Here is a 19,555-nt window from a genome sequence, read left to right on the forward strand (position 1 = left end):
CCGCGGATCGGGTGACCGGTGACGGTGACAGTGGGTCCGCGATCGTCGAGTTCGTCCTGGTCGGGACGCTGCTGCTGATGCTCATCCTGGGCGTCATCCAGGTCGGGCTGGTCCTGCACGTGCGCAACACCCTGGCCGCGGACGCCGCCGAGGGCGCGCGCCACGCCGCCAACCTGGAGGTACCGGCGAGCGAGGGCGGAACCTACGCCCAGCGGCTCATCGCCGAGACGCTCCCCGGCCGCGCGGACACCGTCTGCACGGGGCAGGACGAGGTCGGCCCTGGTGACATCCCCCTGGTCCAGGTGACCTGCACGGTCGTGGTGCCGCTCAGCCTTGTCCCACTCGGCGACGGCGTCACCGTGACGGTGACCGGCCACGCGGTCAAGGAGACCCCGTGACGCCCGAACCGACCGCCGCCGGTACGCACGCCGCGGGCCCGGCGCACGCCGCGGACCTGACGAACGTCGCGGGGCGTGCCGACCGCGATCAGGGTTCGGCGATGATCGAGTTTGTCGGGCTCTCGATCGTGCTCCTCATCCCGTTCGTCTACCTCTTTCTGGCCGTGTTCGCCGTCCAGCGCTCGGCCTTCGGCGTGACGCAGGCTGCCCGGGAGGCCGGGCGCGCCTTCGCGACCTCGCAGAGCGAGACCGCGGGTCTCGAACGCGCCCGGCTCGCCGCCCAGCTCGCCTTCACCGACCAGGGCATCGACGGCGCGCCCGAGGTCAGGTTCGCCCCGCAGGGAGCCGACTGCGGCGCGGGCAACCCGGGTGACGGCGCCGCCACTCTCGAACCAGGCGCCCGCTTCGTCGTGTGCGTCCGCGCGCACGTCGACCTGCCCGGGGTGGGCGCCGTCGCGGGCGGCCTCGCCGACGTAACCGTGAACGGCCAGTTCACCGTGGTCATCGACGCCTACCGGGCCGACAGGTCGGGTGCCTGACCAGTGTTTTCCTGGTTCGGGACTTCCGGGTCTCGTGGCACTGCGCTCGCCGCGGGAGTGAACTGCGGTCGGCGTGGTGGATGGCTGTCGGCTACCACGCCGAGTTCTGATCTTCGGGCTGTGGGTGGGATCGGTGGGGATTACTGCTGGGGTGCCTGCTGGAACAAGGGTGGGTGACGGGCTGGAGTCGCGGAGGATCCCATGGCGGACACCGAGGTGCGGGCAGGGTGGGGGAGAAGCGGTCTGAACGCCGATCAGCTGCGGCATGCGCGACGGTGCTATCCGGACTTTCGTCCCCGGCGGACGGTGGCGAACACCGGCAAGGCGGTTCTGCTGGCCGGCACCTACGGGGATCAACCGGCCGTCCTGAAAGTACTCACCGATCAGACGCGGCCGTGGCGGGGGCGGTTCGCCCGTGAGCGCGCCGCCTACGAGGTGTTCACCGTCGCACCTCCACCGGTGCGTGTCCCGGTGTTGCTGGCGCCACCCTCCCCTGGGCTGCTGCTCGTCGAGCGGATATGCGGCCTACCGGTGGCCCGCCATCGCTACCTGGACGCGACCCTGCCCGCGGCCGCTGCCGACGCGCTCCTGCACGCCGCCGACACGCTCGCGGACTGGACGGCACCGGTGGTCTTCACTCCTGTGGTCGACTATCCGCAGCGCATTCTCCGTTACGGCCCCGGTGGACATGGCGTGCTCGGCGCTGACAGCGTCATGGCACTGCTCGCTCTGTACCGGCGCGTCACCGCTCGGGCCCGGTGGCAGTTCGCCCACGGGGATCTCCTGCCTGCCAACATGCTGCTCGACGACGACGCCGTCTCAGCGGTACTCGACTGGGAGTACGCCGGGCTCTACCTGCCCGGCTACGACCACGCCCTGCTGTGGGTCCTCGCCGTGGACGACCCGGACCTGCAGTCCCGGACCGCCTCCGGCCTCGACGGGGACGCCTTCTGGCTCAACGCGGCGGTCCTGCTCGCCCGGGAGATCCGCATCCACCGTGACGAGGCCGACCGGCACCCGGCCCTCGCCGCGCGCCTGGACCGTCTCCGTCCCCTCGCCGTCGAGGTCACCCGTGCTGTCGCCACCCGCCTCTGATGGAGAGGCGGGCACCCCTGCCTGGCGGTCGCTGCGTTCTGTCGGTGGCAGCTGGCATCCTTACCGGGTGGAGATCCCGGCGGATGCCCTCGCTTCCCGTTCACCAGCCACGTCGGCCACGGCGGGCAGCGAGCGAGCAAACGGCGAACGTGCCGCCTACTACCGTGCACGGGCCGCTGAGGCGATGGCGCGTGCACGCCGCTATGTCGGGCGGCCATGGACGTCCGATCCTGGCCTGCGGGTGCAGGTCGAGGCGATCCTCGCGTTGCCTCCTGAGGACAGGCTCCGGATGCTCGAAGCCGAGGCCGGGGTGCTGTCCGACCTGCGTCCCGCTGTGGGGTAGCCGGCTGTGACCGGGTTCCATCTTCGCGGTCTGCTGCAGTGCCTCGCCGACCATCGGGTGAACTACGTGATCGTTGGTGGGGTCGGTGCCCGTCTGCAGGGTTCCCCCAACATCACCGGTGATCTCGACATCGTTCCGGAACCGACTCCTGACAACCTCGCCCGGCTCGCGGCAGCCATCTCCGGCCCGTCCACCCAGAAGAAGGCGCCAGTGGATAGCGCTGCGTTCGACCGCGATCGGATCGCGTCGACCATATGTCCGTCGGCGGGATCCAGTCCCGCGGCGCGTGCGTGGCGCTAGTCTTGAGGCTGCACTACGTGGATGCGGTCGATGTACGGCGACCGCACCGGTACGCCAGCCACCCTTCGCGGTCCCCATCCGCCGGTCATCGGACAGCAGGCAGGGCCAAAGGGGGGCAGGGTGGTTGGCCTACCAGCACCCGCCCTTTCCCCGCTGGCTCGCTATCACGGTCCTTCGAGGCCGATGATGGTTCCGAAGGGGTCGACGAGTTGGCAGATTTGTCGTCCTTCGGTGACGGTGAGCGGTCCGCGGTGGTGCCGGCAGCCGGCGTCGAGGAGCTGCCCGCGGACGGCGTCGAGGTCGGTGACGGACCAGTAGATGACGGGGGATCCGCCGCGTGGGTTGCGGTCGTCGTCGGCCTGGTGGAATCCGAGCTCGATGCCGGACACGTTCAGCCAGGCGTAGACGGAGTCGCCGTCGACGTCGAGGTGCACCGGGGCGTTGAGGACGCCGGCCCACCGGCGTGCGGACTCCTCGGATCGTCGGCGAAGGTCATGACGATGGTGGGCGGTCCGAACACGGGAATGCCTCTCCGCGGGGACGACGATCTGGAGAGGCTATCCAGCCGCTGTGGTCTGCGGTGGGTCACCGGTCGAGGCCGTGCAGCGATTCCAGACCGGTGGCCGAAGCGAAATACCTGAGCGCGGCGAGCAGGTCCCGATCCGTCCAGCACGCCCCGATCTGGCGTGAGTGGTGGACATAGCAGGCCCGCACCCATGGCCCTGGCCGTTGGCGCGGGGCCCATGCGCGTAGGAAGCGCAGGACCGCGAGTACGCGCCGGTGTTCGCGCTCGCCCGGTGCCAGGTCCAGTTTGGCGAAGATAGAGGTCACGTGCGCCTCGACCGTCTTCACGGCGAGGTAGAGGTCGGTGGCGATGGCGGTGTTGGAGTGTCCGCGTGCCATGAGGGCGAGTACCGCCCGTTCCCGTTCGGTGAGCCTGCCCAGCGGGTCGTCCTCGCGGCGCCGTGCGACGAGGCGGACCACCAGGTCAGGATCGATCACGGTGCCTCCGGCAGCGACCTTGCGGAGCTCGGCGCCGAAGACGTGCAGGTCGGAGACACGGTCTTTGAGCAGGTAGCCGACCCCGCCGTCGAAGTCGGTCATCAGCCGCAGAGCGTGGTGGACCTCCACGTACTGTGACAGCACCATCAGCCCGACCGAGGGTGCTGCGGCTCGGACGGCTCTCGCCGCCTCGATGCCCTCGTCGGCGAAACCCGGTGGCATCCGCAGGTCCAGCACGGCCACGTCGGGTGGGTCGCCGTGCACCATACGGACCAGGGTGTCCCCGTCGCCGCACCGGCCGGTAACGTCGAAGCCCATCTCGGTCAGGATGCGGGCCAGTCCTTCGCGGAACAGGATGGCGTCGTCGGCCAGCATCACCCGCACGGGATCACCGTCCGCAGCCGCGTTCCGGTGGGTCCGCTGTCGACGATCAGCCGGGCGTCCAGGGCGGCGAGGCGGTCGGTGAGTCCCTCCAGGCCGGATCCCGGGCGGGCCTGTGCTCCGCCGACGCCGTCGTCGCCGACCTCGAGCAGCAGCCCGCGCCCGGTCAGCCGCGCGGTGACGGTCGTGATCCGGGCCTGGGCGTGTTTGGCGGCGTTCGTGAGGCCCTCGCTGACGACGAAGTACGCCGTCGCCTCCACGGCGGGTGGCAGCCGGCGGTCCACGGCGACGTGCAGCCGTACCGGAACGGCCGACCGGTCGGCGAGGAAGTCGAGCGCGGCTTCCAGTCCGTCCTGGGTGAGCACGGCCGGGTGCAGCCCGCGCGCGGTCTCGCGCAGCTCGGCGGTGGCCGCCAGCAGCTGTTGGCGGGCGGACTCGGCCCGCTCGGCGAACGCGGTGGCGCCGTCGGCGGCCTTGGCGAGCGCGCCCAGTTCCAGCGCGACGGTGACCAGCCGCTGCTGGGCCCCGTCGTGCAGGTCGCGTTCCAACCGGCGCCGGGCCTCGTCGCCCGCGACGACCAGCCGCTGGGCGCTCGCGCGCAACTCGAGGACAAGACCCGCCTGGGCTGCCAGGTCGGCGAGCAGGCCGCGCTCCTGGGAGGTCAGCGCACCACGCGCCCCCATGGTCACGGCGAGCGTGCCGACGGTTCGGCCCCCGTGCGCCACCGGTACCGCATGCCCGCCGAGGGTCAGCTCGTCGAGGGTCCGGACCTCGTCCGGGTATCCCGCCGGCCACGCCGACACGGCGCGCAGCCCGTCGGCTGGTCCCGTCCACAGCACCACCCGCCGTGCGCCCGTGCCTTCGGCGACTGTGGCGCACAGCCCGTCGAGCAGCCCACTCGCCGGGCCCGTCAGCTGGGCGGAAAGCCGGGACAGGGCCTCGTACGGGGTGGCTCGGCGGCCGTAGACGACCCGGTCCGCCACCCGCTGGGCGCGGTGGCGCAACGGCTCGAACGCCACGGCTACCAACGCGGTGGCCAGCAGCGCGAGCAGAGTGCCGGAACCGCCGATCAGGCTGCCGACAGCGACGACGACGACGGCGTACCCGAGGGTCACCACCGCCGCCATCGCGCCCCAGACGAGCGTCGCGTTGATCACCGGGTCGACGTCGTAAAGGCGGTACTTGAGGATCGCCGCCCCCGCAGCCAGCGGCACCAGCGGTACTGCCAGCAGCCCGGGTACGGGTGTTCCCCACCCGATCAGCCCCGCGGCCATCACCATCCCCGTCGCCGCCACGGCGAGGACGAACCAGCGCAGCTGCCGGGACTCGTCGCCGTCGGCGCGTACCAGCCGCCCGATCGCGCACACCACCCAGACGAGCTGGAACGCCGGGTAGCCGATCGCTATCGCGACGGGGTGGACGGCGGCCGCGGTCGCGGCGCCCGGGACGTGCAGCGGATGCGGCGCGGCCAGCGGCACCCGTCCGTACTCGACCGGCCACAGTGCCGACATCGCCGCGAGTACCACGCCCAGCAAGGCCAGCGCGCAGACGGCCGCCCGCCAGGCCGGCGAGGGCAGCCGCCCGGTCGGGAAGCTCATGAGAGTCACCGCGGTCAGCACGAACACCAGCGAAAGCGGCCACACCCCGAGCCAGCCGATCCAGGAGGCGGCGGGCAACGCGGGAGAGTGCAGGCCGTACTGGCGGGCGGCGAACATCGCCGCCTGCGCGACCCCGGTGGCGACGAACAGCCAGGCCTCGCGGTTGACCGGCCGCTGCCGCACCACGTAGAGCCCGACGGCGGTGAAGACGACGGCGAGCAGGCCGTTGTGCAGGTCGTCCAGCCGGAACCCGAGGGCGAACCCACCCGCCACCAGCGTGGTCACAGCGGCGGCGGCCGCCGATCCCGACACGCGTGGCGGGATCCGAAGCATTGCGACATGGTGCACCGGGCACTCGCCGTGCGGAACAGGGACAACCCTTGCCATCCCGCCGGGTCGGCTTGGATGTGTCGCCGCGGCCGAACCGCGACCGTGATCGGGTCCGATTCGGTCAGTCCCCGAGGAGCGTCCCGTGAACGCCGTTCCCGGCTCATCCGCCGACCGGCTGCTGACGGCGTCACTCGTCGTCGCGCCCGTCCTCTACCTGGTAGCCAACATTCTTTACGCCCTGCGCGGCTGGGAGTCCGACTCCGCGGGCGGGGTCTTCCACGTGCTCGGTGCCACCGCCTACACCCTCGTCCTGGTCCGGGTCGCGACCTGGACATCCGGCACGTTGACGGCTGTGCTGCTGGCCGTCGGTTCGATCGGGATCGCCGGCAACGTCGCCTACGGCTTCGACACGATCCACGTCGCTCTCGGTGACGTCTCCCTCGTCGATCGGGACGGCGCGGCCACCCTGATCAAACCGCTCGGCCTGGGCTTCCCGCTGATGCTCCTCCTGTGCGCGATCGCACTGCGAGGTGTCGCGCCGCGATGGACGGTGTCCCTGATCGGGCTGGCTGCGCTGGCGTTCCCGGTCGCGAACATCGGCGACGTCCCTGCGCTCGGTATCGCGGACAGCATCGCCGCTGTCATCGGTTTCGGCGCACTGGCCGTGCGGCGAACGCCCGCACCGCCGCCACCACCACTTCCACCGGCTGCTGACTCCACCGTGAGCGGATCTACGACAGCAAGGATGGCGTCATGAATCGGGGCTGGATCCGACGGATCGGCCTGCTGTCCTCGTGGCCGCGGCCGTGAGCTCGGGCTTCGTCGGCACTGCCGACGCGGCGAGTGTCTCCGGGGCGGGGACGCGCGCCGGCGACTTCAACGGTGACGGCCGCGACGACGTCATCAGCTGGCTGCCGACGTATCCCGACCTCGTCGCGTGGGTCGCTCAGTCGCAGTACGGGGTAGCCGGCGTCAGCAACTACTACTCCTTCGGTCCGGCCACGGTCTGGCACAACAAATTCCCGTCGACAGGTGCAAACGTCGCACCGCTGTCCGTCTGGTTCTACTGGTTCAGCTGGTAGAGCCGCCGGTAACGTTGCTCGAGCGGATAACGAGCCGCGCTCACGCGAAGACGCCGAACGCTCTCCCCTTTGCCTCGGAGGGGAGAGCGTTCGGCGTGGGGACCGGTGGCCTGACTGCTGGCCGTCCCCCTCACGTCCGTGGACTCCACCGCGAGGTGCCATCGCGGTCAGGAACGCGCCGAAGCACGGCACGAGGAGCAGGAACGCCCGCGCGGTCCGCCCACCAGGCGCGGACGTCTAGGACGTGGCGTGCGCCGCCGAGCACGCACGACAAGCTGCTCACCTTGTCGGGGGCAAGCCTGGTTCCGCGTCGACCGCCCACCCTTCGGCCCGGATGGCGACCTGGATGGAAGATCGATAACACCACGGTGAACTGGCGCACTTCCGTTCGCCTCTGATTGGTGACTTCGCAGCTCGGCACAGCGGAGAACGTGTATTGAACGGCCAGTTCACCGTGGTCATCGGCGCTTACCGGGCCGATCGGTCCGGCGTCTGACCAGTGCTCTTCGGGCGGTCAGCGGTGGTAGACGTCGCGGCGGTGGTCGATGGCGACGACCGTGACGGTCATGGCCTTGTCGTCGATGCGGTATATAACCCGGTAGGTCCCCCGCCGCGCGCTGAACCGGTCATCGAGCGGTGGCATGAGCCGTTTCCCGACCCGGTAGGGAGCGTCCAGGAGCGGCCCGGTGATCAGTTCGTAGACCGCTGCGGCCACGGTGTGGGGGAGACTCTCGTTGAGTGCGCGGCGGGCCGCTGGAGACATTTGGAGGACGTAGCGGCTGACGGGGTCGGTCATGCGGCGCCGAACTTGCGCCGCATGTCCTCGGCGATCTCCTCTGCCGTCACGACTTCGCCGCGAGCAAGCTCGGCGTCCGACTCGGCGAGCTGACGCATCGTCAGCGGGTCGCTCAAGATCGCGATTGTCTCCTCCAGGCGCTCCAGATCCTCGGCGGCCATCAACACGACGAAGTCGCGGCCGTTACGGGTGATGTGCACGCGCTCGTGCGTCCGATCGACCTCGTCGGCGATCTCGGACAGCCGGGCCTTCACGTCGGACAGCGGTAGCGTCTGCATAGACCAGAATTCTAGTCTCCTCTCAGGTGAGGGCTGGCCTGGTGCACGTGGACGGACGATGTTGGTTGAGGCATGCCGCGATGTCGTCCACGGTCGAGAAGCGGGCGTGGCCGTGGCGGAACCGCGCGGGCCGCGGGTCGCGGCAAGGGCTGGCTTGCGCTACCCGGCCTCTGGAGGGCGGCGGCGCGTCTCGTCGAACAGGGCGACGACTACGAGCTCGGAGCGGCCGCGCTCAGGGTCGATCTTCCACCCTCCGGCTCGGAGGATGACGCTGATGGAAGATCGACGACACCACGGTGAACTGGCGCACTTCCGTTCACGTCCGATCGGTGTCCTCGCTGCTCAGCACGGCGGAGAACGTGCAATGAACGGCCAGTTCACCGTGGTCATCGGCGCTTACAGAGAAGATCGTTCAGGTCTCTGACCTGCACACTCCATGACGACGGTGGTCACGGACCCGGCGTTCGAGGGCACGCCTGTGTCGACCTCGGCGTTGTGGCGGAGTTGCCAGGCCCGCGTGCCCAGAGGCAGCCGACCTTCAAGCCGAGACTCGACCGGGCTGGTACCGCAGAGCGACCGCCCCCGACCGGAACTCCTGGCGCCCCACGAGCTTCAGCTCGAGTCGCTCGCTCAGACCGACGAACAACGTCGGCCCGTGGCCCGCCAGGATGGGCTGCACGACAAACTCGTACTCATCGATCAATCCCAGATCCGCCAAGGCCAGCGGGAGCGTCACGCCTCCCACGAACAGGCCTCTTCCAGGCTCCCGCTTGAGCTGCTGAACAGCTTTCCCCAGGTCACCCTGCACGAGCTCCGCGTTCCAGTCGACCTGGTCCAGGGTGCCCGACACGACGTACTTCTTCGCCCCGTCGATCGTCCGGGCGAAGGGGACCATCCAGTCAGCCATCCAGTCAGGCCACGTTCCCGTCGCCGGCTGCCGCCACGCCGCCTCCATCATCTTGTAGGTCACCCGGCCGAAGAGAAGGGCATCGGCTCGTTCCCAGATTGGTGGCCCAGTAGCGATGCGACTCTTCGTCCGGGATCATCCCTACCCGGTGGTCGCAGCAGCCGTCGAGGGTGATGTTGATCGAGTATCGGAGCGGTCTCATGGGTGGCTCTCCCTGCTGCGGTCGCGGGCATCTGGCGGACCGTCATCAGACCGGCGCCGCCGCCATTTCTCCTCGGTCCCCCGTTCGGACCTGCTGGGAGGGTGCGAGGATCGCGTAGCCGCAGCACCGAAGGACCGGCACCCTTGTTCTGCCAGTGTCGCTCGAGGGCAGCACTGGCGAGGCTGTAAAGCCGGGCTGGAGGCGGCCGCATGATCACCGGTCGCGGACCAGCGGTCCCGTCCCGGCATCCACATAGAGCCAGCGGCCGTCGATCCGCGTGAACGTGCTGCGCTCGTGCTGCACGCGACGCTCGCCGTCCGCCGAGCGCGCGATCGCGCGGAATTCCACGACACCGGTGTCGTCGCCCGGGCCGCCGTTCACGGTGTCGACGATCTGCAGGGCGCGCCAGGTCATACCGGCGTCCAGGTCCAGGCGCTTGGGGCGCGTCGAGGGATGCCAGGTGCGCAGCAGGTACGGCGCGAGGCCGCGGGCGAAGGCGCTGTAGCGGGATCGCATGAGCGCCTCGGCGGTCGGCGCCGGGTTCCCGAGATGGAAAGGCTCGCAGCACTCCGCGTACTCCCGGTGGGAGCCGCACGGGCACTGGTCGACGACGCTCATGCGGTGCGGCGTGGCGTCACGAGAGAGTAGGTCAACTCCGCCTGCCGGCCCTCAGGACCCCTGCCAGCGCGCCCGCGTGCCTCGGCAACCTCGGCGATCCAGGTCGCCGGGTCAAGCGCCGGCCCCGGCGAGCTCGGACTCCGGCGAGGTGCCTTGTTCGTGCGCGTGTGACGAGCGCGGCCGCTGATCGGTGTGCGCGGCCGAGAGCCGGCGACCGCACGCATCCACGTGGGCGCCATCATCTCGGTCAGGAGGGACCTCCACGAGCGCACGGCGTGGGCTGAGCTGATGCCCGTCAGGGTATCGCGGTGGCGGTCTCGGTAGTCCACGACGCCCGGCGGGCGCGCGGCGAGACCTGCCGGCTGCTTCGGGGGGTTCACACGGACACGGAAGGCCTTTCTCGGCTGACCGCGTCGAGCAGCAGCGCTGCGGCCACGGTCACCCCGTCGCTGCGAATCGTGCAGCCCAGGGCTGTCGCGCGTGCGCGGGTCTCGGGGGTTCAGAGCGGTGCTGAGCGCGGCGGACAGGGACTCGGTGGTCGGAGCCGGACCGTCGTGTGCCGCGCCGACACCCAGGTCCGCTACCCGGCCAGCCCGGTACAGCTGGTCACCCGCCTGGGTTACCACCACCTGAGGAACGCCAGCCTGGGCTGCCGTCGTCTCCGCAGGGGCGTTGATCCGGGGGTGAGACGGGGGTGAGAACTGTCGACGGTCCAGGATGGGACGGGCGTGGACGTCAGCCGGGCGGCGAGCGGTGGTCGAGGAGGCCGAGGTGGCGGTGGATCGGGCGGGCACGCCACTGGTCTGGTACGTCAGTTACGGGTCGAACCTGCGGTCGTCGCGGCTGGCCTACTACCTGGCGGGCGGGACGATGCCGGGTACGACCCACGTCTACCCGGGTTGCCGTGACCGTCGTCCGCCGCGTGCCACCGCGCCGCTCCTGTTGCCGGGATCGGTGTACTTCGCCCTGGAGTCGAAGGTCTGGGGTGGTGGGATGGCGTTCTACGACCCGGCGGTGCCCGGTCTGGCCGCGGCCCGCGCGTACCTGCTCAGCCGCCAGCAGTTCGTCGACATCGCGGCGCAGGAGATGCACCGGGAACCCGGCGGCGACCTCGACCTCGACCTGACCGCTCTGCTCGGCGCCGGCCGGGCTGTTCTCGGGCCCGGCCGGTACGAGACGGTGCTGCTCGTCGGCCACTGGGGTCCGGTGCCGTTGCTGACGTTCACCGCCCCGTGGGGGCTGGCCGACGTCGCTCTCACCGCTCCTTCCGGGGCCTACCTGGACATGCTGGCGGCCGGGTTGCGGGAGGGCAACGGCTGGCCGCCGGCGCGGATCGCCGCCTACCTGGCCGGGCTGCCCGGCGCCCACGGCGTCTGGCAGCCCGACGAGATCGCCGGACGTCTCACCGCCGCGGACGTGACCGAATCCGCCGGGTGATCCCTCCTCACCTGGGCGTGATGTCCGTCAGGAAGGCGGCGAGCGCCGCGCGCAGCGGCCCGATGTTCCCCAGCAGGAGATGCCCGCCACGCGGCAGGACGAGCAGGTTCCCGCGCGGCAGGCGGTCGACGACAGCCCGCGCGGCGGCGGGCCGGGGGAGCGGGGAGTCCTCGGCGGTGACGACCAGCGTCGGGACGCTGATCTCCTCCCAGGGCAGCTGGTCGGCGAGCATCTCGGGTGCGGTCACGACGTTGTCGAAGATCATGCCGGCGCGGCGGGGGTGCACCGGCAGCAGGGTGGTCATGATCTCGGCCAGTTCGGCCTGGCCGTCGGCGTCCAGGTTCGTCCAGCCGACGCCGCTGGCGCGGGCGACCAGTGACGGGCGGACGGTGGTCAGCCAGGTCGGCCGCTCCGAGCGCAGCATCGCCCGCAGGACGAACGTCGGGGGCAGCCGTAGCGGCCTGGCCGCGGGCAGCACCGGGGACTCCAGCACGAGTCGTTCGACCCGATCCCGGTGGCTGAGGGCCAGCCGCGCCGCGGCCATCGAACCGGCGGACAGCGAGACGACGTGGGCCCGGTCGAGGCTCAGGGCGTCGAGCAGCGCGGCCAGCGCGTCGGCCTGGCCGGTGGTGGTGGCGCCCGGGGGCAGCTCGGAGCCCAGGTAGCCGTACCGGGACACCGCGATCGTGCGGTGACCGGGGCCGAGGCGCCGGCGTGACCAGTCCGCCGCCTGGTCCCAGCCGCCGTTGTTGCCGTGCACGACCAGCACCGGTGTTCCCTCGCCGAGATCGAGGTACTCCACGGCGCCCTGCGGTGTCGAGACGGTGCGCAGCGGCGCGGGTGGGGCGGCGAGCCGACGGCGTGCGGCTGCGAGGTCTCGTCGGTAGCGACTCACCTGCGATGATCCTCCATCGGACGGCCGGAGAGCGACGGGCGGAGTGCCGGGCGGAGTGACGGCGGGTGTGACCGGTTCCGAGGCCACTGCCTGCTGGTTGTATCAAATTTTTTGAAAATTTCTGAAAACTTAGCGCGGACGGAGTCCTGCTGTGCCGACCAGGAAGACGCCTGCCGAGCCCGACGGTAAGGCGGTGCTCCGCTACACCGAGCGGTTCGCCGGCGTGCTGCGCGAGGCTGGTCTGCCGCGGATGCCGGCCCTGGTGTTCGTCTGCTTGTACGCGTCCGAGGCGGAGAGCCTGAGCGCCGCGGAGCTCGCCGAACGCCTCGGCGTCAGCCTCGCGTCGATCTCCGGCGCGGTGCGGATGCTGACCGGAGCAGGCATCATCGTGCGCGAGCGGCCGGCCGGTGAACGGCAGGATCGGTTTCGCGTCGACGCCGACGTGTGGCTGAACATCATGCGCAGCCGGGACGTGGCGCTGGCCCGCTGGGAGGAGCAGATCCGGGCGGGCATCGAGGTCGCCGGGCCGGACAGCGTCGCCGGCCGACGGCTGGCGGAGTCCCTGGCCTTCTTCGACTTCATGCGCCGGGAACTCACCGACATGCTCCGGCGCTGGGAGGCCACCGGCCGCTCCGGCGCCTGAGAGCTGATGCACGTCGGCCGAGTCCGCGTTGGGGCGGTCCTGGGTCGCCGCGCCTGCCATCGATGGACGGGTAGGGGGCGTTCGTTCTCGCCCGGTGGGTGTCGCGTTCTGTCGGAGGCGGCTGGCACGGGTAGGGCGAGGACAGGCTCCGGATGCTCGAATCCGAGGTCGGGGTGCTGTCCGATCTGCGTCCCGCTGTGGGGTAGCCGGCCGTGACCGGGTTCCGTCTTCGCGGTCTGCTGCGACGCCTCGCCGACCATCAGGCGAGCTATGTGATCGTCGGTGGGGTCGGTACCCGTCTGCAGGGTTCTCCCAACATCACCGGTGATCTCGACATCGTTTGTCGGTGAGCAGTCCGAACCAGCGTTCGACCTGGTTGAGCCAGGAGGAGCCGGTCGGGGTGAAGTGGACGTGGAAGCGGGGGTGACGGCCCAGCCAGGTCCTGATCTCGGCGGTGTTGTGGGTGGAGTAGTTGTCGCAGACCAGGTGGACATAGAGGTCGGCCGGCACGGTTTTGTCGATGAGGGTCAGGAAGCGGCGGAACTCGATGGCGCGGTGGCGACGGTGGAGCTCGCCGACGACGGTGCCGTCGGCGATGTCGAAGGCGGCGAACAGGCTGGTGATGCCGTGGCGCAGGTAGTCGTGGGTGCGCTGTTCGGGCATGCCGGGCATCATCGGCAGGGAGCGGTCGAGGGACTGGATCTTGCTTTTCTCGTCGGCGCAGAGCACGACCGCCTTCTCCGGCGGGTTGTGAAATTTCTACCGGAATCTCATGCGGAACAATCAGATCCAGCTGCTTTCGGTTCTTCTTCGCGTCACGGCGCGTCGCTTCAGTGGTTCACGCGACTTCGGTACCGTCCGCGCCTGGCGGATGCCCTGCGCTCGCATCCTGTTCCGTGCGTCATTTTCCGGAATTAAGGAATGGATATATGGAACTCCGTGTGCGGCGGCACCTCATGCTACTGGTAGTGGTGCTGCTGGCTAATTTTTCCTTCATTGTGCCGGCGCTGGCTGAAACGACTCCCATCCGGACGGCCATGGCCGGCTTCGACGGCCGTCCAGCCGATGGGCCAGCCGCGAAACACCTCAAGGTCAACACCTACAACCTGTATCTTGGCGCCGACCTCTCCCCAATCATCGCCGCCCCAAATCTAGCGGAGATGATCCGCCAGACCAGAATCGCCTACCGGCACGTGCTGTGGGCTGACTTCCCTGCGCGGGCGCGGGCGATTGCCAGGCTGCTCGCCCGGCAACGGCCCGACGTGCTCGGCCTGCAGGAGGTCGCGCTGTGGAAAGAGGGCCCGATCGGCGGTCCGCTGCGCACCACTGTCGACTACCTGCCGATCCTGCTCAAGGCGCTCAGGGAACAGGGCCTGAACTACGAGGTTGCCGCGAAGAACACCAACTTCACCGCCCAGTCGCCGATCGGTCCTACCCGACAGGTGAGCTTGACCGATCACGATGCGATTCTTGTGCGAACCGGCACCACCGGCCGGTGGCGAGTCAGCCACTCCGAGTCGCATGATTACATGGCTCGGTTGACCATCCCGACCGCGGCGGGACCGATCGCGATTCCACGCGGCTGGTCAGCGGTCGACGTGACGGCTCGGGGCCGGACGGTACGAGTCGCCAATACCCATCTTGACCCCGACAGCCCGCAGATCCGTAACGCCCAGGCGGAAGAGCTGCGTACCAAGCTCGCCACCGCGGCACACCCGGTGGTCCTGCTCGGTGATCTGAACGCACCGCCCAGTGACCCCACTGGCCCGTACGCTCTTTTCGCTCAGGACGGGTATACGGACGCGTGGACGGCGATCCATGGCCCCGATGGCGGCTTCACCGCCACTCAGATAGACCTTGATACGGTGCCGTCAACTCTTTACGAGCGCATCGACTACGTGCTGTACAATTCTATGCGTCCCGAAGATTCAGATTCCGGACACATTCAGGTGGTTCGGGCGACCGTAATCGGCAACAAACTGCGCGACCGGACCCTCTCTGGGTTGTGGCCTTCCGATCACGCGGGCGTTGTAGCCACACTCGCGATCTCCCGTCCATAGCATTAACCTGCGTTTTCTCGGCGGTGTACCAGAGCACCTCTGCCCGTCTCGAGGATCATGAGAAGTGGCAAATGCTGTTACCTGGTATTTCTCGGTTGTGGGGGACGTCGTTGGCTGGGGGAGTCCCACCACGACCAAGAACCTCGATCCGGCGGGGATGTGGTGGGTGCTCCAAACGTCGCTATCGGCGTTCGTTGACGATGTAGGTGCGTATGGACGAGCGGTCGAGGAAACGGGCCTCGTCCTCGGCGATGATCCGCCCGATCTCCTCGCCGGCGAGGGCGTCGACCGTCTTCCGGTACATTTCCTCGCTCTCGTAGGTCAGCTCGGTCATGACGTCGAACAGCCGCTCCGTGGCGCGACCCGGGGCCATGTGACCGGTCCGGTGTTCGGTGCCCTCCACCGCGAAGTTGCGCCGGTAGTCGGAATAGAAGGGCAGCAGCCTGCTCACCAGGGGAACGTGTTTCTCCTCGTAGTAGGCGATGAACTCGTCCATCGTGAGGCCTGGCCTGCGGCTCATGAGGGACACGATCTTGATCACACGCTCTCCCTGGAGATCGACGGTTCGAGCGCGGCCGCGAGCGCCCCGTACACGTCGTGCAGGAAACCCCACGGTGCGTGGTGTGTGCGGGCGGGCCACGAAGCCACCGTGGATGACGCCGGGGGCCTGTGTCGCAGTTTCCTGAGAAGTGACCCCCTGGGACCTGGTGGGGCGCGAGGCGCGCGGTGGCCTGACGGATGATCAGTTCATGTCGAAGATCCTCCAAGGTCCGATGACGATCGGGCTGAGCGGTTCGTGCGGGACCGAGGGACGGCGAGGTATGCGGCCCGGCAGGCAAGCCGTGGAGGCCGGGCGACAGCGACGGCCGGCCAGCCTCCGGCGGTGAGGTGGACGTCCGATCCCGGCCTGCGGGTGCAGGTGGAGGCGATCCTCGCGCTGCTTCCCGAGGACAGGCTCCGGATGCTCGAAATCGAGGTCGGGGTGCTGTCCGATCTGCGTCCCGCTGTGGGGTAGCCGGCTGTGACCGGGTTCCATCTTCGCGGCCAGCGTGGTCAGGGGTGCGGCCGACACCCAGCCGCACCGGGGACTGTCAGGCCCCGGCACTCTCGGTGGCGAGGCGAGCGAGTACGTCGGCGTGACACGGCTCGTCCAGCGGGCACCAGCACGCCAGCTGATGGCCGGCGAGGTCGGGCAGGTGGTCGAGCACCCAGGAGCGGGAGACCATCCCCACGCGCCGGCCCCCGGGCAGCTCGTCCGGTCCCTCACCGGCGAGCCATGCGGCGTACCGCCGGATGGCGTCGGCCCGGCCACACTCACGGTGATCGAACGGGTTACCCCACGGGGTGGTCCGGTCGACCTTCTCGGCGCCCGCCGGCATGCGCCACCCCGGGACGCGGGACAGCCGGATGCGGGCCGGGGTGGTGGTCATACTGCCTCCAGGTCGTGCTGCGCGACGTCGTACCTGACGGAGGGGAAGCGCATCAACGTCATGCCCGACTCCGCTGAGGTGACCACACAGCAGGCGGCTGACTTCCTGACCGTGTCCCGGCCCTATTCGATCAGGCTGTTGGAGTCCGGCGAGATCCTGTTCTGTCTGGTCGGTACCCATCGGCGGGTCAGGTTCCGTGACCTCCACGAGTACCGGAGCCGCGACGACCTGGAGCGCGGGGGTGCGGCCGACGACCTGACCGGGCTGACCCAGGAGCTGGGGATGCACTGAGCCTTTCCGTGTAACCGTCCGTTACGGTGTGTGATTCACAAGGTCGTGCGGTCCGTGGTGGCTGTCAGGTGGTGCGGTCGTGTTCGATGTGGAGGATCACGAGAGCGGCGGCGACGATCCTGCCGATCTTCCAGGGGTCGAGGCTGATGTTGCCCAGGGTGCGGAAGGTGCTCTTGAGTAGCGCGTTCGCGCGTTCACCGACGGCGCGCAGGGCGCGGTGAACCCGGTTGTGCTTCTTCTGGTCGTCGGGGAGCGCCTCGCCTTTCGGCTTCTTGAACGGGACGGCGACCTGGTCCTGTAGCCCTTCGTAACCGAGGTCGGCGAGGACCTCGCCACCGCCTGCGGCCCACCGCCCGAGGACGGGCAGGGCGCCGGAGGCGCGCAACGCGGTGGTGTCGTGCTCGCGGCCGGGGCGGACGTTCGAGGTCCACAGCGGCCAGCCGTCGTCCGGGGCGGAGACAACCTGGATGTTCCCACCATGGTTGTGGACCTTGGCGGACCACCAGAGATCCACGCCGTCGGTCGGGCCGGGAGCACGGACCCGGTCCGTCTCGATCACCGTGCCGTCCACGATGACGTGGCCGTAGCCGGCGGCCTTCGCCGCCAGCAGTACGTTGCGCAGGTCGGGGGCCTGCGCGGCCAGCACCGCGATGCCCTCGTGGAGGTAGTCGTAGCCCGTCGACCGGCCGATCTGGTTGTCGCGGACGAGCTGGGCCAGCCGGGTGCCGTCGACGAACCAGCGCAGCACGAGCACGGCCTGCGCCCGGCAGTCCAGCGCCCGCCTGCCCGCCCGGGTGCCGCGGCGGGCCCGCTCCGCGGCCAGCAGGGCCTCCAGCCGGTCGACGGTGTGGTCACCGAGGGGCAACTCGGCGGTATATGTGACACTCACGTGGACGCGGGGCCTCTCAGAAGCTGATCTTTGGTCGGACCAGACTTCCTAACAGAGGTCCCGCGTTTCCTTACCGCGGCCCTCAGCCTCACCCGCGCCAACTACACCCCGCGACGATCACACGTGGTGACCGAAAGTCACGCGGAAAGGCTCACTGACCGATGGCCTTCACGGTGGTGGTCTACGACGCCAGCGTGCTCCACCCGAACACGTTGCGCGATCTGCTGATCCGGATTGCTGGGAGGGAACAGCCGGGCTCACTGCTACCCGGACTTCCACCCCCGGCAGACGCTGGCTGTCAAGGGCCACCGAGAAGGCGATTCTGCTCGCCGGCACCTATCGGGATCAACCGGCCGTCCTGAAGGTACTCACCGACCAGGCACAGCCGTGGCGGGAACGGTTCGCCCGCGAAAGCGCCGCCTACGAGGCGTTCACCGCCGCGCCGCCACCGGTGCACGTCCCGCCGCTGATGCGCTCCTGCGCAGTTCCCCGTTTCACACCTGACTGCGGCAAGCATCGGTGGAAGTGGAAGCCCTGCAACAATGACTTCCTCCCCGGCATTCAACGACTCCACGCTCTTCTCCCTGTCGGCCGCCCGGTTGCGATGGTGGAGCCCGCTCCACACACGGACGCCCGGACCGCGTTGGGGTGGCGCCGAGGGCATGGGGCGCCGCGGGACGGGCCCTCCCTGTCGGTCTCGGGTGAGACATCCGCCGGGCTACCGACCCTCCGAACGCAACACTGCCTTCGGAATCAGCGGTTATGGAGTGTGGGCGCCCTCAATCAGCATGCCGACCAGGAAGGTCGCGACTGTTTGTTCAAGTGCCTCGGCGAAAGGAACGTGCATGAATGCCAGGCTCGGATCGGCGTCGTAGGCGGCGAGGACGGCGGGGGCGGGATGACTGTGGGTCCACAGGGCTCCCACGAGGATTATGATCATGCTGGCTGCTCGGGCGGAACGTTCTTCCTTGAGCTCGGGGAGTAGGCGTTGGAGGAGCGTGGCAAGTCCGACCAGGCTGTCGCGTGCACCCTGCTTGTACCGGGTTGCGACCTCGATGGAGACGTTGTGCTCCAGCACTCCGGCCTGTGCGCTGAGCAGTTCGCAGAGCATCGGGTGAGTTGCAAACGAGGTGGCGAGTGCGCTGGCCACGGATTGGGCCCTGCTGTGCGGCGGGGCGGATGGGTCGACGTTCGACTGCAGTGCCTCGTCGATCTCTGCCAGGAGTTCGGCGGCGGCGTGGTCGAGGAGGTCGAGGAGCACGGCCTCACGCGACTCGAAGTAGCGCAGCACGTTGGACTTCGCCAGTCCGACGCGGCGGCTCAGCTCGTTCAGGCTCAGCGCTGCGACGGGCATCTCATCGAGCATCGTGGCGGCAGTCTGGAGGATGCTCTGCCGCCGCACGGTGCGCTGCTCCTCGCTCCTGGCGCGTTGGAAAGCTGTCACACCACCCATTCTAGGAGACCGCCGGTCTCTTGGCTATAGACCGTCGGTCTCTTACTCTTCGGGGGTCGGTGGTCCGATCGAGGGTCGAGGGCTGCCGGTCGGAGGCGCACCTCCCGTTGGCGGGCAACGGCAACCGATCGCACGGACCCCTCCCTGCGTGCGGCACGAAGATCGTCGCAGCTATGCCGTCGGCTACGGCGCCGAACCCTCCTCGCCCTGCGTCGCGCCCTGTCGGGTCGCGCGTTCAACGCACTCGCGGGGCGCGCGCTCCACTGTTCACTCGCGACGGTTGAGCCGGCTCGAGGGTGCGCGCCCGAAGTCGGGACCCACGTCCCGCCACTGACGACGGCCGACAGGAACCGCCTGCGGCGCCGACCTCGAACTGTACGACGCGATACAGACCGGCGGTCTCTTGACTGGAGACCATCGGTCTCTTACAGTAGAGACCGATGGTCTGATAGATGCTTCCCGACCCGATTGGGTGTCGGCCAGTACCTGCTCGGACAGCGCCCCCGGCCTGGCCGGAGTGCAACACCACGACACGGCGAAAGGAACTGACATGACCAAGAAGGTAGCTCTGGTCACCGGCGCCTCCTC

General features: G+C 69.4%; 22 protein-coding genes and 4 pseudogenes. 12 read left to right on the top strand and 14 right to left on the bottom strand.

Going from position 1 to position 19,555, the window contains the following annotated elements; translation table 11 throughout:
- Positions 1 to 11 precede the first annotated feature (11 nt).
- From FMEAI12_RS28725 to FMEAI12_RS28745, 5 genes are all read left to right on the top strand, one after another.
- Positions 12 to 398, top strand: coding sequence for a TadE/TadG family type IV pilus assembly protein (locus tag FMEAI12_RS28725; protein ID WP_165938694.1), 387 nt, complete (start codon positions 12 to 14; stop codon positions 396 to 398).
- Between the two features lie 101 nt (positions 399 to 499).
- Positions 500 to 937 carry a hypothetical protein gene (locus FMEAI12_RS28730; RefSeq protein WP_112108541.1) on the top strand — a complete coding sequence of 146 codons (438 nt, stop codon included), beginning with the start codon at positions 500 to 502 and terminating at the stop codon, positions 935 to 937.
- A gap of 201 nt (positions 938 to 1,138) precedes the next feature.
- On the top strand, positions 1,139 to 2,032 hold the full coding sequence (locus FMEAI12_RS28735) for a phosphotransferase (protein WP_112108523.1): 894 nt from the start codon (positions 1,139 to 1,141) through the stop codon (positions 2,030 to 2,032).
- Between the two features lie 184 nt (positions 2,033 to 2,216).
- Positions 2,217 to 2,375 carry a hypothetical protein gene (locus tag FMEAI12_RS28740; protein WP_235014717.1) on the top strand — a complete coding sequence of 53 codons (159 nt, stop codon included), beginning with the start codon at positions 2,217 to 2,219 and terminating at the stop codon, positions 2,373 to 2,375.
- Positions 2,376 to 2,381: 6 nt separating this feature from the next.
- Complete coding sequence (locus FMEAI12_RS28745) at positions 2,382 to 2,675, top strand: hypothetical protein (RefSeq protein WP_235014719.1); 294 nt, start codon at positions 2,382 to 2,384, stop codon at positions 2,673 to 2,675.
- A gap of 164 nt (positions 2,676 to 2,839) precedes the next feature.
- On the opposite strand, the gene FMEAI12_RS28750 is transcribed toward FMEAI12_RS28745, so the two are convergent.
- The 3 genes and pseudogenes from FMEAI12_RS28750 to FMEAI12_RS38765 form a co-directional block, all read right to left on the bottom strand.
- Positions 2,840 to 3,109, bottom strand: a complete 270-nt coding sequence (locus FMEAI12_RS28750; protein WP_235014721.1) for a VOC family protein — start codon at positions 3,107 to 3,109, stop codon at positions 2,840 to 2,842.
- Between the two features lie 313 nt (positions 3,110 to 3,422).
- Positions 3,423 to 4,061 (bottom strand): annotated as a pseudogene (locus FMEAI12_RS28755) (response regulator transcription factor); the annotation flags it as partial.
- Complete coding sequence (locus tag FMEAI12_RS38765) at positions 4,052 to 5,941, bottom strand: histidine kinase (RefSeq protein WP_160144342.1); 1,890 nt, start codon at positions 5,939 to 5,941, stop codon at positions 4,052 to 4,054. The pseudogene FMEAI12_RS28755 and the gene FMEAI12_RS38765, both read right to left, overlap by 10 nt.
- Positions 5,942 to 6,128: 187 nt before the next feature.
- On the opposite strand from FMEAI12_RS38765, the gene FMEAI12_RS28765 reads away from it, so the two are divergent.
- Both FMEAI12_RS28765 and FMEAI12_RS28770 read left to right on the top strand, forming a co-directional pair.
- A complete protein-coding gene (locus FMEAI12_RS28765) occupies positions 6,129 to 6,743 on the top strand; it encodes a hypothetical protein (protein ID WP_112108526.1) in 615 nt (204 codons plus the stop codon).
- Between the two features lie 49 nt (positions 6,744 to 6,792).
- Positions 6,793 to 7,068, top strand: a complete 276-nt coding sequence (locus FMEAI12_RS28770) for a hypothetical protein (RefSeq protein ID WP_131626565.1) — start codon at positions 6,793 to 6,795, stop codon at positions 7,066 to 7,068.
- A gap of 514 nt (positions 7,069 to 7,582) precedes the next feature.
- Here the strand turns inward: FMEAI12_RS28770 and FMEAI12_RS28775 are convergent.
- The 5 genes and pseudogenes from FMEAI12_RS28775 to FMEAI12_RS40265 form a co-directional block, all read right to left on the bottom strand.
- Complete coding sequence (locus tag FMEAI12_RS28775; RefSeq protein WP_112108528.1) at positions 7,583 to 7,864, bottom strand: type II toxin-antitoxin system RelE/ParE family toxin; 282 nt, start codon at positions 7,862 to 7,864, stop codon at positions 7,583 to 7,585.
- Entirely contained in the window at positions 7,861 to 8,142 is a 282-nt protein-coding gene (locus tag FMEAI12_RS28780) for a type II toxin-antitoxin system Phd/YefM family antitoxin (RefSeq protein ID WP_112108529.1), read from the bottom strand. The genes FMEAI12_RS28775 and FMEAI12_RS28780 overlap by 4 nt, the downstream gene beginning before the upstream one ends.
- Before the next feature lie 538 nt (positions 8,143 to 8,680).
- Positions 8,681 to 9,251: pseudogene (locus FMEAI12_RS28785) on the bottom strand (dihydrofolate reductase family protein).
- 213 nt (positions 9,252 to 9,464) lie between these two features.
- Positions 9,465 to 9,869: a YchJ family protein gene (locus tag FMEAI12_RS28790; protein WP_112108530.1), complete on the bottom strand. Its 405-nt coding sequence runs from the start codon at positions 9,867 to 9,869 to the stop codon at positions 9,465 to 9,467.
- Positions 9,870 to 10,245: 376 nt separating this feature from the next.
- Positions 10,246 to 10,528 (bottom strand): annotated as a pseudogene (locus tag FMEAI12_RS40265) (glycosyltransferase); the annotation flags it as partial.
- Positions 10,529 to 10,586: 58 nt separating this feature from the next.
- Here FMEAI12_RS40265 and FMEAI12_RS28800 point away from each other — a divergent pair.
- Entirely contained in the window at positions 10,587 to 11,306 is a 720-nt protein-coding gene (locus tag FMEAI12_RS28800; protein ID WP_200835445.1) for a histone deacetylase, read from the top strand.
- Between the two features lie 7 nt (positions 11,307 to 11,313).
- On the opposite strand, the gene FMEAI12_RS28805 is transcribed toward FMEAI12_RS28800, so the two are convergent.
- Complete coding sequence (locus tag FMEAI12_RS28805; protein ID WP_160144343.1) at positions 11,314 to 12,201, bottom strand: alpha/beta fold hydrolase; 888 nt, start codon at positions 12,199 to 12,201, stop codon at positions 11,314 to 11,316.
- 151 nt (positions 12,202 to 12,352) lie between these two features.
- Between FMEAI12_RS28805 and FMEAI12_RS28810 the strand changes: the two genes are divergently transcribed.
- Positions 12,353 to 12,844: a GbsR/MarR family transcriptional regulator gene (locus FMEAI12_RS28810; RefSeq protein WP_071064623.1), complete on the top strand. Its 492-nt coding sequence runs from the start codon at positions 12,353 to 12,355 to the stop codon at positions 12,842 to 12,844.
- Positions 12,845 to 13,183: 339 nt separating this feature from the next.
- Here the strand turns inward: FMEAI12_RS28810 and FMEAI12_RS28815 are convergent.
- Positions 13,184 to 13,600: pseudogene (locus FMEAI12_RS28815) on the bottom strand (IS630 family transposase); the annotation flags it as partial.
- 173 nt (positions 13,601 to 13,773) lie between these two features.
- On the opposite strand from FMEAI12_RS28815, the gene FMEAI12_RS28820 reads away from it, so the two are divergent.
- Entirely contained in the window at positions 13,774 to 14,904 is a 1,131-nt protein-coding gene (locus FMEAI12_RS28820) for an endonuclease/exonuclease/phosphatase family protein (protein ID WP_112108532.1), read from the top strand.
- A gap of 181 nt (positions 14,905 to 15,085) precedes the next feature.
- Here FMEAI12_RS28820 and FMEAI12_RS28825 read toward each other — a convergent pair whose 3' ends face one another.
- A complete protein-coding gene (locus FMEAI12_RS28825; RefSeq protein WP_160144344.1) occupies positions 15,086 to 15,424 on the bottom strand; it encodes an EthD domain-containing protein in 339 nt (112 codons plus the stop codon).
- 363 nt (positions 15,425 to 15,787) lie between these two features.
- Here FMEAI12_RS28825 and FMEAI12_RS39360 point away from each other — a divergent pair, with 363 nt between their 5' ends.
- A complete protein-coding gene (locus tag FMEAI12_RS39360) occupies positions 15,788 to 15,919 on the top strand; it encodes a hypothetical protein (protein WP_255565754.1) in 132 nt (43 codons plus the stop codon).
- A gap of 76 nt (positions 15,920 to 15,995) precedes the next feature.
- On the opposite strand, the gene FMEAI12_RS28835 is transcribed toward FMEAI12_RS39360, so the two are convergent.
- A complete protein-coding gene (locus tag FMEAI12_RS28835; RefSeq protein ID WP_112108535.1) occupies positions 15,996 to 16,334 on the bottom strand; it encodes a DUF4326 domain-containing protein in 339 nt (112 codons plus the stop codon).
- 60 nt (positions 16,335 to 16,394) lie between these two features.
- Here FMEAI12_RS28835 and FMEAI12_RS28840 point away from each other — a divergent pair, with 60 nt between their 5' ends.
- Positions 16,395 to 16,625, top strand: coding sequence for an excisionase family DNA-binding protein (locus tag FMEAI12_RS28840; protein ID WP_112108536.1), 231 nt, complete (start codon positions 16,395 to 16,397; stop codon positions 16,623 to 16,625).
- Positions 16,626 to 16,689: 64 nt separating this feature from the next.
- Here the strand turns inward: FMEAI12_RS28840 and FMEAI12_RS28845 are convergent, their stop codons facing one another.
- On the bottom strand, positions 16,690 to 17,514 hold the full coding sequence (locus FMEAI12_RS28845) for a transposase family protein (protein WP_112108537.1): 825 nt from the start codon (positions 17,512 to 17,514) through the stop codon (positions 16,690 to 16,692).
- 760 nt (positions 17,515 to 18,274) lie between these two features.
- The gene (locus tag FMEAI12_RS28855; RefSeq protein ID WP_200835446.1) at positions 18,275 to 18,967 is read right to left on the bottom strand and encodes a TetR family transcriptional regulator; all 693 of its coding nucleotides are present in this window, start codon (positions 18,965 to 18,967) and stop codon (positions 18,275 to 18,277) included.
- Positions 18,968 to 19,555: the final 588 nt, after the last annotated feature.

This window comes from Parafrankia sp. Ea1.12, assembly GCF_900465275.1.
Taxonomy (GTDB): Bacteria; Actinomycetota; Actinomycetes; order Frankiales; family Frankiaceae; genus Parafrankia; species Parafrankia soli.

Coding starts and splice junctions, on each gene's coding strand:
- FMEAI12_RS28730 (WP_112108541.1), top strand. CDS start 500: ATGATCGAGTTTGTCGGGCTCTCGATCGTGCTCCTCATCCCGTTCGTC.
- FMEAI12_RS28735 (WP_112108523.1), top strand. CDS start 1,139: ATGGCGGACACCGAGGTGCGGGCAGGGTGGGGGAGAAGCGGTCTGAAC.
- FMEAI12_RS28740 (WP_235014717.1), top strand. CDS start 2,217: ATGGCGCGTGCACGCCGCTATGTCGGGCGGCCATGGACGTCCGATCCT.
- FMEAI12_RS28775 (WP_112108528.1), bottom strand. CDS start 7,864: ATGACCGACCCCGTCAGCCGCTACGTCCTCCAAATGTCTCCAGCGGCC.
- FMEAI12_RS28780 (WP_112108529.1), bottom strand. CDS start 8,142: ATGCAGACGCTACCGCTGTCCGACGTGAAGGCCCGGCTGTCCGAGATC.
- FMEAI12_RS28790 (WP_112108530.1), bottom strand. CDS start 9,869: ATGAGCGTCGTCGACCAGTGCCCGTGCGGCTCCCACCGGGAGTACGCG.
- FMEAI12_RS28800 (WP_200835445.1), top strand. CDS start 10,587: ATGGGACGGGCGTGGACGTCAGCCGGGCGGCGAGCGGTGGTCGAGGAG.
- FMEAI12_RS28820 (WP_112108532.1), top strand. CDS start 13,774: ATGGAACTCCGTGTGCGGCGGCACCTCATGCTACTGGTAGTGGTGCTG.
- FMEAI12_RS28825 (WP_160144344.1), bottom strand. CDS start 15,424: ATGAGCCGCAGGCCAGGCCTCACGATGGACGAGTTCATCGCCTACTAC.
- FMEAI12_RS28835 (WP_112108535.1), bottom strand. CDS start 16,334: ATGACCACCACCCCGGCCCGCATCCGGCTGTCCCGCGTCCCGGGGTGG.
- FMEAI12_RS28840 (WP_112108536.1), top strand. CDS start 16,395: ATGCCCGACTCCGCTGAGGTGACCACACAGCAGGCGGCTGACTTCCTG.
- FMEAI12_RS28855 (WP_200835446.1), bottom strand. CDS start 18,967: ATGGGTGGTGTGACAGCTTTCCAACGCGCCAGGAGCGAGGAGCAGCGC.